The sequence below is a fragment of the Polaribacter sp. IC073 genome, from assembly GCF_007997075.1.
Lineage (GTDB): Bacteria > Bacteroidota > Bacteroidia > Flavobacteriales > Flavobacteriaceae > Polaribacter.
The window spans coordinates 141825-158234 of sequence record NZ_VORS01000007.1 but is presented as its reverse complement, the minus strand read 5'-3'; the positions used below and the strand labels follow the sequence as shown (position 1 = coordinate 158234).

The following is a 16410-nucleotide window of genomic DNA, read 5'->3' as shown; positions in this document are numbered from 1 at the left end:
AGAAGATGGTTGTTTATAACTGAAATTAGAATTAAGTAATTATGAAAAGACGAAATTTTTTAAAAAAGGCATCGGTATCTAGTTTGGCTTTGGCGGTTGTGCCAGCAATTGCATCTTGTGTAACAGAAGAAAAAAAAGAAAATAAAGCAGTAGTAAGTGGAGAAGTTATAATTCCTATTGTTGTGGCAACTTGGCGTTTTCATAATGCAACAACAGCTGCGTGGGAAGTATTAGAAAAAGGTGGCGAGTCTATTGATGCGATTGTAGCGGGTTGTAGAACAGAGGAAGCTGACTTAAAAAACACAACAGTTGGGAACGGTGGAGCGCCAGATAGAGATGGTAATGTAACGCTAGATGCTTGTATTATGAACAAAAACGGAGGTTATGGTGCCGTAGTTTGTATGGAAAACATTGCGCACCCTATTTCTGTGGCACGTAAGGTAATGGAAGAAACCCCACATGTATTATTGGCAGGAAAAGGTGCTGAACAATTTGCTGTTGAGCAAGGATTTAAAAGAGAAAATTTGTTGACGGAAGCTTCTAAAAAAGCTTGGGAAAAATGGAAAGTAAAAGCGGAATACAAACCGATTATCAATATAGAAAATCACGATACTATTGGAATGTTAGCCATTGATAAAAATGGAGATATTTCTGGTGGTTGTACTACAAGCGGAATGGCTTATAAAATGGCAGGAAGAGTAGGAGACTCTGCAATTATAGGTTCAGGATTATTTATAGACAATGAAATTGGCGGCGCCACTGCAACCGGAATGGGAGAAGAAGTATTAAAAACCGTTGGAAGTTATTTAATTGTAGAATTAATGCGCCAAGGTAGAACACCGCAAGAAGCATGTGAAGAAGGTGTTAAGAGAATTGTAAAATCGAATCCTAATTACAATAATTTTCAGGTAGGTTATGTAGCCATCAATAAAAAAGGAGAATATGGGTGTTTCTGTATTCATGATGGTTTTGGAATTAGCAAATATCAAAAAGGAAAGCAAACCTATATAGAATCTGGGTCTTATATTAAAAAAGCGTAAACCAAAACAAGAGATTATATTTAATTAATTTGAAATATTTTTCTAAAATTATTTCGAACAATACAAAATAGAAATTGTACTGTTTGATGAAAACTAAAAACCCGAAACTTAATTGTTTCGGGTTTTTAGTTTTTTTAATTTAGGAAATATATTCCAATTGTTTATTTACTCCTAGTCTGGAACTTAAACTTCAGTGATGTCTAAGTTTTTAAAACTTACATATTATGAGGAGTGAAAAAAGACTTTAGCAATCATAACATCTTTAAATTTAATTTATAAAAACAATACATTTATTATTATTTATTATGTAAATTACTCATTATTATATGTTTGTAATATCTCAATACCAAACAAAATTCTCCAATGAAAAAAAAGATACATACAATAACTTTATTAGTTACAATTTTACTTAGCTCCCTGAATTTTTACGGTCAAGAATTACCTCCAATAAAAGTTTTTACTACTGAAGATTATAGAGGAGGAAATCAAAATTGGTCTATTTCTCAGGCAACTAATAAATATATTTATGTAGCAAACAATAAAGGTTTGTTAGAATATAATGGTGCGAAATGGCATTTGTATCCAACGCCAAATGAAACGATAATGCGATCGGTAAAATGTATTAATAATACCATTTTTACTGGTTTTTTTAGGGATTTTGGTTTTTGGGAAAAAAATGATTTTGGTTTTTTAGAATTTAATTCTATTGTAGAAAAGAAAGGAATTAAAATGTTTGAAGATGAACAGATTTGGGAAATTATAGAATTAGATGGTTGGGTTTTATTTAAATCTCTTCAAAGAATTTATTTATATAATTTAAAAAATGATTCTTTAAAAATTATAGAAGGCACTAATGTGCTTACGAAGGTATCTAAAGTAAACGATGTTGTTTATTTTCAAGATCTAGAAAACGGATTGTTTAAAATAGAAAACGGAGCATCATTATTAGTTTCTAACCACGAAGTTCTAAAAAACAAGAGGCTTACAGCTATCTTTTATAAAGACGATAAGCTATTTTTTTTAACTCAGAATTCTGGATTTTACTTTTTTGAAGATGACAAACTTAAGAAATGGAAAATTTCTGCTAATAGCTACTTAGAAAATAAAACCATATATAGTGCCGAAATACTTAGTGATGATGCTATGGTTTTGGGAACAATTTCTGATGGTGTTATTTATTTAACAAGTACAGGAGATATTGATTATCAGATAAATCAGAATTTTGGGTTAAGTAATAATACGGTATTATCTGTTTTTGAAGATCTTGATAAGAATATTTGGCTTGGTTTAGATAACGGAATTAACCTTGTTAATTTTACATCTCCTCTTAAAATATTTGTAAATCAAGAAGATTTCTTAGGAACAATTTACACATCGACTATTTATAATGGAAATCTTTATTTAGGAACCAATCAAGGTTTGTTTTTTAAAAAACACGATGCTAAGAGTGGTTTTACATTTATTAAAAAAACACAAGGCCAAGTATGGAGTTTAGAAGTTATTGATGGTACTTTATTTTGTGGTCATGATTCTGGTACTTTTATTATAAAGAATAATGAGGCAGATTTAATTTTCAATCTTCAAGGAAGTTGGGGTTTTAAGAAATTAGATAAGAATTTAATTATTCAAGGTACTTATGATGGTTTGTATGTTTTAGAAAAAGAAAATAAGACATGGCGTTTACGGAATAAAATAAAAGGATTTAAGAACTCTAGTAGATATTTTATCATTTTAGAAAACGATAGAATATTTGTAAACCATGAATATAAAGGTGTTTTTAAGTTAAAAATAAACGATTCTTATTCTTCCATAGTAAAAATTGAAAAAGATACTTCTGTGCAAAAAGGAATTCATTCGAGTCTTTTAAAATATAAGGAAGACGTCTTTTATGCTTCTAAAAAAGGGGTTTATAAATATAATTTCGAGAAAAATACTTTTGGTTTAGATAGTGTTTATAGCAGGTTGATTTCTGAAAACACATTTGTATCAGCAAAACTAATTTCAGATGAAAAGGCTAATAAACTATGGTCTTTTACAAGTGAGGGACTTCGCTTTTTAACACCAGGGAAACTAAGTAATACTCCAACTATAGAAACCATTCCTATTAAAAAATCATTATTTAAAGGAGCTTCTGGTTTTGAGAACATTATTCATTTAGAGAATGAAAAATATCTTTTAGGAACAATAAATGGGTATCTAATTGTAGATTTAAATAAAATAGGTATTCCTAAAAATTTCGAAATAAATATTACTCAAATTTTAAATTATGAATTAGATCAACCTTCAAAAAACATCAATTTAAATAAAGAAGCAAATTTTAGAAATAAAGAAAATAGTGTAGCATTTTTCTATAGCGTACCAAAATTTGATGAAACATCTAACATCATGTACCAATACAAACTTGCTGGTTATAATAGTAAATGGAGTGATTTTAGTAAATCCAATTCAATTTTATTCGAAAATTTACCTTTTGGAAACTATAACTTTAGAGTAAGAGCTTTAGTCTCTGGAATTTTAACCAACAATCTTTCTGAGTTTAAATTTAGAGTAGAAAAACCATGGTTTTTATCTAACCTTGCCGTTTTGTTTTACACTTTCGTTTTATTATTGCTAATATTTACTTGGTATTTCCTTTCAAAAAAGTACTATAATAATAAGCAGAAGAAACTTTTATTGAGAGCTCAACAAGAATTGGAATTAAAAGAATTAGAAAGTTCCCAGAAGATTATAAAATTGAATAATGACAAACTAAGAAATGATATTGCCAGTAAAAATAGAGAGTTAGCAACCTCAACAATGAGTATTATTAAAAAGAATGAGTTTTTAAGTACCATAAAAAAGGAGCTTTTAGAAGGTAAAGAAAAGAATATTTCTAATGTTGTTAAGGTTATTGATAAAAACTTGAACAATACAGACGATTGGAAAATGTTTCAAGAAGCATTTAACAATGCAGATAAAAAGTTCTTAGATAAGGTGAAAGATAAACACCCAAGTTTAACTCCAAATGACCTTAGATTGTGTGCTTACTTGCGTCTAAATCTGTCTTCTAAAGAAATCGCTCCGCTTTTAAATATCTCACCTAGAAGTGTTGAAGTAAAAAGGTATCGATTGAGAAAAAAAATGGATTTAGATCATAACGCGAACTTAACAAATTATATTTTAGAAATATAACAGCACATCATATGTATATACTACCCATACATAACCACAACAAGTAATTTTTTTTTCTTTTTTTTTCTTTTTTTTTCTTTAACGAAGAAGTGTTATATCAATAGGAAATTACCGTAATTATCAGCTTTTTTTTATCATGTATGTTTTTTGTTGAGGTGTTTTTTATTGATTTAACAATTATTTAAGGTTAAATTTATAAAAAAATTAAAACTCTTTATTCATGAGAAAACAAATCACATTATTATTCTTTATTTTAATAGGTTTTTGTGCGACTGCTCAAACTATTAATGTCAAAGGAGTTGTTAAAGAAGCTGTTTCCGGAAGTGTACTTCCTGGGGTTAGTGTTGTTATTAAAGGAACTGTTAAGGGAACAGAGTCAGATTTTGATGGTGTTTATAACTTAATGAATGTAAATGCTGGAGATATTTTAGTTTTTAGATATTTGGGGTATAAACAAAAAGAGGTTGCCGTTTTAAATGCAACTTTAAATGTTTCCTTAGAAATTGCAACAGAAGCTTTAGATGAAATTATAGTTGTTGGTTACGGAAAACAGAAACGTAAAGATGTTACAGGTTCTGTGTCTTTAGTTGGTGAAGAAACACTAGAGGCTCTGAAGCCAATAGATGCAACCACAGCATTACAAGGAACAACTTCTGGTGTTGCTGTGAATTTATCTTCTGGTGCTCCTGGTGCTAAAGTGAACATTTTAATACGTGGTGTAAGTTCGAATACCAACAATCAACCGCTAACTATTGTAGATGGTTATGAAGGTGATTTAAATAGTATCAACCCGAACGATATAGAATCTATTACGGTTTTAAAAGATGCGCAGGCTGCCATTTACGGTATTAAAGGTGCAAATGGGGTTGTTTTGGTAACGACAAAAATTGGTAAAAAGAACAAAGCACCAACAGTAAAGTATGATACCTACGCTGCTATTCAGCAAACCAGTCGTAAATTAGATTACTTAAATGCTACGGAGTACGCATTGGTTTTAAATGAAGCGTATGCAGCTAGCGGACAATCGTTACCGTTTGGTAATATTGGGCAATTAGGCTTTGGGTCAGATTTTCAAGAAGAATTATTTAATGACGCTTTATTAATGAATCACAATATAAGTGTTTCTGGAGGTGGAGAAAATTCTAGGTACTTTATAAGTGCTTCTAGAACCGAGCAAGATGGTATTATTGCAAAAGAAAATTCGAATTTTGTTAGAAATAATATCAAATTAAATTTAGGAATTGATATTTCTGAAAAATTAAACTTTTCTGTAATAGCTAATTATTTTACTACAGCTTCAGAAGGTTTTGCTGGTTCAGTGCTGTTTAATGGGCTAAATTATGCGCCAACATTTGCAATAGATGAAGATGATACTAACAATTTTTTAGGAATAGAAATAATTAATCCTTTAAGTCAATTAAGAAATACTTTTGGGAGTTATAATGGTAGCGGTATTGAAGGGAATTTTAAATTAGCATATACCCCAATAGAAGATTTAACAATTACTTCTAGAGTTGGTTACAAGATTTTTAATGATAAAGGGCGTTCTTTTACGCCGATACAAAATTACGGAGCAAGTAAAGTTTTTAACACGACACAGAGTTCGGTATATCAATATAAACAAACATCTACAAGAGTTGTTTGGGAAACATTTGCAAACTATGAAAAAACGTTTGCGAAAGATCATAACACTACTTTTACGTTAGGTACAAGTGTTCAAAACGATTTGTTTGATGGTATTTATGCAACCGGTATCAACGTGCCAAATAATTCTTATGATTTTGCAGATCTAAGTTTAACAGATCCACAAAACGAACAAAGAAATTTAAATTCTGGTTTTAATGATTTAAGATTAATTTCTTACTTCTCTAGATTACAATATGATTATAAAGGAAAATATTTATTTTCTGGATTAGTAAGAAGAGATGCTGCATCGGTTTTTGATAAGGATTTAAGAGCAGATTATTTTTGGTCTGCAACAACAGGTTGGAAAATTTCTGATGAAAACTTCTTAAAAGATAGCAAAACAATTAATTTCTTAAAATTAAGAGCAAGTTTTGGTACTTTAGGAAACTTAGTTGGTAACAATTTAAATAGATCTTTTTTAAGTGGAGAAGGAACGTATGTCTTAGACGGAGCTTTGGTCGATGGAACAGCGCAAGGAAGAATTCCGAATCCGCAGGCACAATGGGAAACTGCAGAAAAATTAGATATTGGTTTAGACTTAAACCTATTTAATGATAAAGTTTCTATCGTTGTAGATTACTTTGAAGAAAGTAGAAAAAACTTATTAATAGAGAATTTTCCAGTATCTGGTATTTTAGGAACATCTGCTCCTGGAGGAGGAAATCCAACAGTTAACGCAGGAACCTCTAAAAATACTGGTGGTGAATTCGCAATCAATTATAAAGCATTAGATACAGAAAATACATCTTTAAATTTTGCATACAATGTAACGTATGTAAAAAATAAAGTTACAGAAGTAACTGGTGGTGCCTTTATTGAAGGAGGTTCTTTTGCCATTGGTAATTTGGCGCCTTCTAGAATGGAAGTAGGACAGTCAATTGGTTATTTCTATGGATTGCAAACTGATGGTGTTTTTCAAAACCAAGCAGAAGTAAACGCACATCCTTCTCAAAATGGTTTGGGTGCAACTGTTACCTCGCCGGGAGATATTAGATATAAAGATATGAATAAAGACGGGGTTATCGATTTTAACGATAGAACAAATATTGGTAAACCTCAAGCAGATTTTTTCATGGGATTCAATGTGTCTGGAAAATATAAAAAATGGGACTTTAGCATGTATTTATATTCAGAATTAGGAAAAGAGATTGTTAGAAATTATGAACGTTTTCTACCAAATTCAAATAAGCCTAATTATTATTTAGGCAGATGGACTGGTGAAGGAACAAGCAACTCTATTCCTAGGTTAACAAATGAAGCAACTAATAATAAATTATTTTCAGACTTCTTTGTAGAAGATGGTTCTTTCTTAAGGTTACAAAACGTACAAGTTGGTTACAATTTTGATGTAAGTACTTTAGAAAAAGTTGGTGTTGCAAAGTTAAGAATATACACAAGTGTTAACAATCTATTCACGCTAACAGATTATTCGGGTTATGACCCAACAATTAACGGAGGCGCAATAGGAGCGGGTATCGATTCAGGAAACTATCCTTCTGCAAAGCAATTTATTTTAGGATTAAACGTAGAATTTTAAAAAAGCAAGTAATGAAAAATAGAACAAAAAATATAGCAACAAGTATTATCATCATTGCAAGTTTATTTATTGTAAACGGTTGTTCAGATGATTATTTAGACAATACAAAGGTGTATGCAGAAGATTCTGAATCCTTTTTTAATTCAGAAGCAGATTATTACAGTGCATTAGTAGCAGCTTATGATCCTTTACAATCTACATATATTAATGTATTAATGGGAGAAATAGCTTCTAATAACACATTATGTGGTGGTGAAACGGCAACAAATGTTCCGGGTTATCAGCAAGTTGATGACATGATTCACAGTCCTGTAAATTCAGAATTACAAAGCCTTTGGAGTTTGATGTTTGGTGGTGTAAATAGAGCCGCTTACATTATAGAGTTTCAAGATAAAACAGATTTTATTGGTAAAGAAATTATCATTGGTGAAGCGCGTTTTTTAAGAGCATATTACAATTTTGAATTGGTAAAATGGTTTGGTGCAATTCCTATTAAGGCAGAAGGTCGTTTTGGTGTTGGTGATGAGAAAACAATTCCAAGATCTCCCAAAGCAGAAGTATATGCATTCATAGAGGCAGATTTAAAATATGCAGTTTCTAATTTATCGTATACAACTCCGCAAGTTGGTCGAGCTACAAAAGGATCTGCAGAAGCTTTGTTAGGTAAAGTGTATTTATATCAAGATAAATTTACAGAAGCAGCAGCAGTTTTAGAAGATGTAATTACAAAAGGGCCTTATATGTTAGAAACAGATTACAATAAAATTTTCGAAGCTGCAGGAGAGAATGGTGTTGGGGCAGTTTTCGAAGTGCAATACACAGATGTAGAAGGCGCAAGTTTCGATTGTTTACAGTGTAGTGAAGGAAATGTCGCTGTTGGTTTTCAAGGAGTACGTTTTACTTCTGGAGAACATGAGCCTTATACTTATGGCTTTAGTTTTAATGTACCAACTCAAGAAATGGTAGATCAGTTTGAAGCAGGAGACAACCGAAAAGAAGTTGCAATATTAGACATAGATGCTTTTGTTGAAGTTAGAAAACAAGAATTATTAGCAGACAGTGATCCAAATAACGATGATGATTTTCCTAGATATACTTTAGGATATGAGCATACTGGTTTTTTTAATAAAAAATACATACCTAGAGTTAGAAGTGCAAATGCAGCAGGAGATTTAAATTTAACAAATCCTAATAACTATAGAGCAATTCGTTTCGCAGATGTTTTATTAATGGCTTCGGAAGCTAACAATAGAAAATCGACGCCTAATGATACAAAAGCAAGATTGTATTTAAATAGAGTGAGAGCAAGAGCATTTGGAAACACAAATAATGAAATTACTACTGGCGGAACAGCTCTAACAGATGCAATTTATCAAGAGAGAAGAGTAGAGTTGGTAGGAGAAGGACATCAATTTTTTGACTTGGTAAGAACCGGCCGAGGAACTCAAATACCTGGATTTTCAACGAATAAAAATGAGCTCTTTCCAATTCCGATAGAAGAAATACAATTTTCACAAGGAAAATGGACTCAGAATAAAGGCTATACAAATTAAACATATTAATATATAGATATGAAATATTTAAAAACGATTTACAAAGCAATCATCCTATTAATTTTTGTGAGTGCTTGTACAGAAAGTGAAAATCTAGATTTTTTAGACAACATTCCTGTACCAACAAATATTGCAGCGACCTATAACATTTCGCAAGATAATACTGGGGTTGTAACGATTACACCAACCGCAGAGGGCGCAACTTCTTTTGATGTTTATTATGGGGATGCAACAGCAACATCCGTAAAATTAGAGCAAGGAAAAAAGACAGTGCATACGTATGCAGAAGGGAATTATGATGTAAAAGTTGTTGCATACAATTCAGTAGGTAAAACAGCTGAATTTATTCAACCTTTAGTTGTTTCTTTTCAGGCACCACAAAACTTAATGGTTACTGTAGCTAATGATGCTTCGGTATCTAAGCAATTAAATATAAAAGCAACAGCAGATTTTGCTGCTATGTACGATTTTTATTCTGGTGAGGCAGATGTATCGCAACCTGTAGCAACAGTAAATATTGGTGAAGTTTTAAAATATCAATACAAAGAAGCAGGCACTTATGATATAAAAGTAGTTGCAAAAGGTGGCGCTATAGCAACTGCAGAATACACGGTTAATTTTGAAGTTACTGAAATATTAGCACCTTTAAAAGCTGCACCAACGCCTCCTAAAAGAGACGCTGCAGATGTAATTTCTATTTTTAGTGATGCTTACACAAATGTTACTTTAAATGAATTGCCTACAAGTTGGTCTTTAACTGGTTTTGATGCGACTACGATTGAAAACAATAATGTATGGAAATTATCAAATTTAGACTTCTTAGGAATGGTTACTAATTATGATAACGGTATCGATATTTCTTCTATGGAGAAATTACATATCGATTATTGGGTACCAACAGAAACTACCAATGAATTGTCTATTAAAATTGTAAACACAGTAGATTCAGGAGAAGCTGTTGCTTCATTAGGTACAACTGCTGGCGGTTCTTGGCAAAGTATAGAGATTGATATGGCGGTTTTTGATGGAGGGAATCTTGCAAATAAAAATAAAATAACACAGATTTTAATAGATTCTGATGGACTTGCAGGTATTGTATATATCGCTAATTTTTATTTTTATAAGGCAAGTACAGTTTCATCATTTGACGATGGTTTATTAATAAATGGCGATTTTGAAAATGGAAGTGATTCTTGGATTGTTGGAGTGGATAATAACGCTCCTGTGTCAGTTGTAACAAACGGAGGGAATACGTATTATTCTGCAGATGTTACTGCTGCTGGTAATTCGTATGATGTGAATGTAAGTCAGAAATTAGAGATTCTTCAAGGAAAAACATACACGTTAACTTTTGATGCTTGGTCAGATGCAAATAGATCAATAATTGCAGGAATTGGTTTAAGTGGAGGCGACTTTTCTAACGACTCAAAGCCTGTAAATATTACCGCAACAAGAACAACATATTCCCTTATACTATCTTCTACTAATTTTGGAGCAGCAGATGCTAGAGTTCTTTTTGATTTAGGAGCAGAAACAGGTTTGGTAAATATCGATAATGTATCGTTAATAATAGGCACAGGAAATATTGTAACTAATGGTAATTTCGAAAACGGTAACGATTCGTGGCTTATAGGTGTAGATGATAATGCACCTGCGCCAGTTGTAACTAATGGAGATAATACTTATTATTCTGTAGATGTTACTGCCGCTGGTAATTCGTATGATGTAAATCTTAGTCAAAAATTAGAAATCATTCAAGGAAGCTCATACACGTTAACTTTTGATGCGTGGTCAGAGGGTGAAAGATCTATCATTGCAGGAATAGGTTTAAGCGGAGGTGATTTTTCTAGCGATTCGAAACCTGTAAATATTACGGCAACAAGAACAACATATACGATCTCATTATCTTCAGATAATTTTGGAGCAACAGACGCCAGAGTTCTTTTTGATTTAGGTGCAGAAACAGGAGTTGTGAATATAGATGATGTTTCATTATCTAGTAATTAAATTCAAAACATTTTCTAGATAAAAAAAAATAATTTTCAAAAAATAAAGTAAAATGAAAAAACTCAAAAATATTTATACACTATTCTTTTCATTGGTAATTACCTTTTTCGGTTGTCAAGAAAATGAGTACGAATTCGGCCAGATTGTAGCACCCTCAAATATTAATGTAAGTGTAGAAATTGTTGGAGCAGATGAAAACAATCCATTCGGAGACGGTTCTGGTTTTGTAAACTTTACAACAACAGCAGACAATTCAAGTTCTTATGTATATTATTTTAATGATATTCCAGAGACTGCTCCTTCTGGTATGACTACAAAAAGGTTTACTAAAGTTGGTGTAAATAGATACCAGATAACTATAAAAGCCAATGGTAATGGAGGTGTTTCTTCGAGTAAAACTTTAGAGGTGGAAGTTTTTAGCTCTTTTTCAGATGTAGAAGCAGAATCATTTTTATCAAGTGCGCCGATTACACAAGACAGTGACGGAAATGATATCATAGGCGTTGCTGCACCCGTTTCTAAAACGTGGTATATAGCTAAAAATCAAACTGGAGCGTTAGGTGTGGGGCCATCTTTAGCTTTTGATATTCAAATTAATGGAAGTCCTACACAATATTATTTTCCAGCATTTTTTGCAGCACCAGCAGGTACGGCAAATGATTGTTTTACTGATGATGAATTGACTTTTACAAAAAATGCAGACGGAAGCTTAACCTATGTACTAGATAATAAAGGGCAAACATTTTTTAACGGAAACGCAGCACATCAAACCGTAGTAGGTGGTTCTGGTGCAAACGGAGATGAATGCTTCGATTTTGATGCATCAGCACAAAGTACCGTGTCTCTTTCTCCTACTTCAGAAGATTGGTCACAGGTACAAGATCCAGCTTTTACTCCTAGAGGAACTGTTTTAAACTTTACAAATAATGGGTTTATGGGATATTATGTAAGTTCAACAACTTACGAAATTTTAGAGATTTCAGAAACAGAAATGCATGTTAGAACGTTAGACGCTGCAGACCCTAATTTAGTTTGGTATTTGAAATTTACATCAGTAAAACCAGCAGACAATGCTTTAAATACTGCTTTTACAAATTTAGTTTGGGAAGATAATTTTAACACAGATGGTGCACCAAATGCAGCAAACTGGACCTATGATTTAGGTGCAGGTGGTTGGGGGAATGGAGAACTTCAAACCTATACAAATAATGCAGAAAATGTAATTGTAGAAGGGGGAAGCTTAAAAATTAAAGCCAAAGCAAATGGTTCTAGTTATACATCAGCCAGATTAAAATCTGAAGGATTAAGAGAGTTTACTTATGGTAGGTTTGAGATAAGAGCAAAATTACCAGCATCCCAAGGTACTTGGCCTGCATTATGGATGTTAGGAGCAAATTTTAGCCAAGTTAGTTGGCCAGCTTCTGGTGAAATTGATATTTTAGAGCAAAGAGGAGATGACAAGAATACCGTATTTAGTACACTTCATTATCCGGGTAACTTTGGTGGCGGCGGTCCATCTCAATCTAAAGAATTAACAACTTCTACAACAGAATTTCATAATTATTCGGTAGAATGGTCTGCAGCAGAAATTAAATTTGCGATTGATAATGAAGTATATCATACTTTACCAAATGATGCTACCTTACCTTTTAACGCAGATTTCTTTTTTATCTTAAATGTAGCTATGGGGGGTACTTTAGGTGGTACAGTTGACCCTGCATTTACAGAAGATATGATGGAAATTGATTATATAAAAGTTTTTCAATAGTCGATAATATTTTATGAAAAGGTCGAGTAAATTAAATATTCGACCTTTTTAATACCTCCCAATCTAAAATATATTTAAATATAAATTCAACTTTTTTAAAAGTTGCTGAATTATTTTTTGCTTTTTTTTGAAGCAAATTCTCTCTTGAAAAAGAATATCACCCGTTAAATTTCAAATTAAATGAATACTGTTTCCTCAGAAAAAAACATCCTAGATAAATCTCAAGTTGCTAATAATGGCGAATTCGTAAAAATAGACAATGAATCTTTTTATAAGATATCTAACACGCATACGATGCGTCCGTTTTTTATGACCATTGTCTCAGATTCAAACCATTGGATGTTTGTTTCTAGTAACGGAGGTTTAACTGCTGGAAGAATAAATGCGCAATATGCCTTATTTCCTTACTATACAGACGATAAAATTACTGCTTTGGCAGAAACTACCGGTTGTAAATCCATTTTTAGAATTCAGAAGAATAATGAAATAAAATTATGGGAACCTTTTTCAGATAGACAAGCAGGTATTTATAGCATTACAAGAAATATCTATAAAAATATTTATGGAAATAAGATTGTATTTGAAGAAATAAATAATGATTTAGAAGTTACTTTTAAATATGAATGGAATTCTAGTGATAAATTTGGTTTTGTTAGAAAAGCAACGCTCTTAAACAATTCATCAGAAGTACTTTCTATAGAAGCTTTAGATGGTTTTGAAGATATTATACCTTATGGTATAGGGTCTGAATTACAGGCAAATATTAGTAATTTAGCAGATGCTTATAAAAAATGTGAATTAGAAAAAGATGCAGGTTTAGGTATTTATGCATTAAGTGCTATTATTGTGGATAAAGCAACACCTAGTGAAGCTCTAAAAGCAAATATTGTATGGTGTTTAGGGATTGAAAATGCTACTTATTTACTATCGTCGCTGCAAATAAATAATTTTAGAAGAGGTATTTCTTTAGAAGAAGAAGTAGATGTAAAAGCAGAAAAAGGAGCGTACTTAACAAGTTTTAACTTTACGTTAGCGGCTAATTCAGAAAAATACTGGAGACAAATAGCAAACGTAAATCAGTCTATTACGCAAATAACAGAAGTATCCGATCTGATTACTTCAAACAAAAATATTGAAGAATTATTAAATAACGATATTGATTTAGGAACAAAAAACTTAATAAAATTAACAGCTTCTGCAGATGGTATACAACTTACAGAAGATAATTTAGTAAATACAAGACATTTTTCAAACACACTTTTTAATATAATGAGGGGCGGTGTTTTTGATGATAATTACACGATTGAAAAAGAAGATTTCACAAAATATTTATCGAAAGCGAATTCAGCAGTATATGAATCTAATACAGCAATTTTAAAAGATTTAGCTACTGTTTTTAATTTAAATGATATTAAGAAATTAGCATATTCTAGCAGAGATAAAGATTTTAAAAGATTGTGTTTAGAATACTTACCATTAAAATTTAGTAGAAGACATGGTGATCCGAGTAGACCTTGGAACAAGTTTTCAATCAACACTAAAAATGAAATAGATGGTTCTAAAGTGCTAGATTACGAAGGAAATTGGCGAGATATTTTCCAGAATTGGGAAGCTTTGGCTCATTCATATCCAGAATTTATAGAAAACATGATTCATAAATTCTTAAACGCAACAACTTTTGAAGGTTACAATCCTTATAGAGTTACAAAAGATGGTTTCGATTGGGAGGTTATAGAAGAAAATGATCCATGGTCTTATATTGGGTATTGGGGAGATCATCAAATTATTTATTTGTTGAAGTTTTTAGAATTTGCAGAAAAGCATTATCCGAATAAATTAGCAAAATTATTTACAGAAGACATTTTTGTCTATGCGAATGTTCCTTATAAGATAAAATCGTATCAAGATATTCTTAAAAACCCGAAAGATACCATAGATTTTGATTACAAATTAAATGCTGAAATTGATGGTAAAAGAGCAGTTTTAGGAGCTGATGGAGCTTTAATGGAAGCAAAAAATAACGGAATTTATAAAGTAAATTTAATAGAAAAATTATTAGTTACCGTGTTGGCAAAAGTAGCAAACTTTATACCTGAAGCCGGTATTTGGCTAAACACACAAAGACCAGAATGGAATGATGCAAACAACGCGTTAGTTGGCAATGGTGTTTCTATGGTCACCTTATATTATTTAAGAAGATTTATTAAATTTTATGAGAATTTAGTTGAAGATGCGACCATTTCAGAAATTGAAATCTCATCAGAATTAAAAGAGTTTTTTAATGAAGTTGTTTCAACATTAGAGAATAACAAGCATATTTTATCTAGAAGTTTTACAGATAAAGAACGAAAAGTGGTTTTAGACGGTTTAGGAATTCCAGCAAGTATTTATAGAGCCGAAATTTATAAAAACGGATTTTCAACTCATAAAAAAACAATCTCAAAAACAGCCTTGTTACATTTTTTAGCAACTACAAAAGCATATTTAGAACATGCTATTAAAGCAAACAAACGCTCAGATAACATGTATCATGCGTATAATTTAATGACGATTAACGGTACAAATGAGGTTTCTGTGTCTTACTTATCAGAAATGTTAGAAGGGCAGGTTGCTGTGCTAAGTGCTGGTTATTTAGAGCCAAAAGAGGCTTTGGCTTTACTAGATGGTTTAAAGAATAGCGCACTTTTTAGAGCAGACCAATACAGTTATATTTTATATCCGAATAAAGAATTACCAAGATTTACAAAGAAGAATAATATTGCTAAAGATAAAGTTGAAAATTCAATATTATTAGCAACTTTAATACAAGAAGGAAATAGAGAAGTTATAGAGCAAGATGTTTTAGGAAATTATCACTTCAACGGAAATTTTAACAATGCAGCTAGTTTAAAAGCAGCGTTAAAAAACCTTTCTAAAGAAAAATACGGAGCATTAATTAAGAGTGATGAGACAGCCGTTTTAGCAATTTTTGAAGAAATTTTCGATCATAAATCGTTTACAGGTCGTTCGGGAACTTTCTTTGGCTATGAAGGTTTAGGTTCTATTTATTGGCACATGGTTTCTAAGTTATTGGTGTCGGTTCAAGAAAACTGTTTGTTGGCTGTGAAAAAAGGAGAAAGTGAAGCGGTTATTGGCAGACTTTTAGATCATTATTATGAAATACACGCAGGAATTGGTGTACATAAATCGCCAAGATTATACGGTGCTTTTCCAACAGATGCATATTCTCATACGCCGGCAGGAAAAGGTGCGCAACAACCAGGAATGACAGGGCAAGTAAAAGAAGATATTTTAAGCAGGTTTGGAGAATTAGGTGTTTTTGTAAGTGAAGGAAAGATTGTATTTAACCCGCGTTTATTAAAGCAAACAGAGTTTCTAAAAGAAGCAAAAACCTTTCATTATGTAGATGTTTTAGGAGAACCAAAAATACTTCCAATTAAAAAAGACGAGCTAAGTTTTACCTATTGCCAAGTGCCAATTGTGTATTCTAAAAGGGCTACAAACAAAGTAGAAGTGTTTTTTAATGATGCAACTTCTACAATTTTTGAAACACTAGCGTTAGATATACCAACAAGTAATGAGTTCTTTAAAAGGTCGAATAAAGTGAATCATATTAAAGTATCAATTTAAAATATTTAAAATAAATTA

The 16410-nt window shown here is 31.6% G+C and carries 7 protein-coding genes; all 7 read left to right on the top strand.

Features of this window, described 5'->3' with window-relative positions; translation table 11 throughout:
- Window positions 1-41 precede the first annotated feature (41 nt).
- The 7 genes from ES045_RS11590 (at window position 42) to ES045_RS11560 (ending at window position 16392) form a co-directional block, all read left to right on the top strand.
- A complete protein-coding gene (locus ES045_RS11590) occupies window positions 42-1040 on the top strand; it encodes a N(4)-(beta-N-acetylglucosaminyl)-L-asparaginase (RefSeq protein ID WP_147116448.1) in 999 nt (332 codons plus the stop codon).
- Between the two features lie 363 nt (window positions 1041-1403).
- A complete protein-coding gene (locus tag ES045_RS11585; protein WP_147116447.1) occupies window positions 1404-4211 on the top strand; it encodes a triple tyrosine motif-containing protein in 2808 nt (935 codons plus the stop codon).
- Between the two features lie 220 nt (window positions 4212-4431).
- A complete protein-coding gene (locus tag ES045_RS11580) occupies window positions 4432-7434 on the top strand; it encodes a SusC/RagA family TonB-linked outer membrane protein (protein WP_147116446.1) in 3003 nt (1000 codons plus the stop codon).
- A gap of 11 nt (window positions 7435-7445) precedes the next feature.
- Complete coding sequence (locus ES045_RS11575) at window positions 7446-8987, top strand: RagB/SusD family nutrient uptake outer membrane protein (RefSeq protein WP_147116445.1); 1542 nt, start codon at window positions 7446-7448, stop codon at window positions 8985-8987.
- Between the two features lie 18 nt (window positions 8988-9005).
- Window positions 9006-10994 carry a carbohydrate binding domain-containing protein gene (locus ES045_RS11570; protein ID WP_147116444.1) on the top strand — a complete coding sequence of 663 codons (1989 nt, stop codon included), beginning with the start codon at window positions 9006-9008 and terminating at the stop codon, window positions 10992-10994.
- A 52-nt stretch (window positions 10995-11046) separates the two neighbouring features.
- Window positions 11047-12762, top strand: a complete 1716-nt coding sequence (locus ES045_RS11565) for a family 16 glycosylhydrolase (RefSeq protein WP_147116443.1) — start codon at window positions 11047-11049, stop codon at window positions 12760-12762.
- A 180-nt stretch (window positions 12763-12942) separates the two neighbouring features.
- Window positions 12943-16392: a hypothetical protein gene (locus ES045_RS11560; RefSeq protein WP_147116442.1), complete on the top strand. Its 3450-nt coding sequence runs from the start codon at window positions 12943-12945 to the stop codon at window positions 16390-16392.
- Window positions 16393-16410 lie beyond the last annotated feature (18 nt).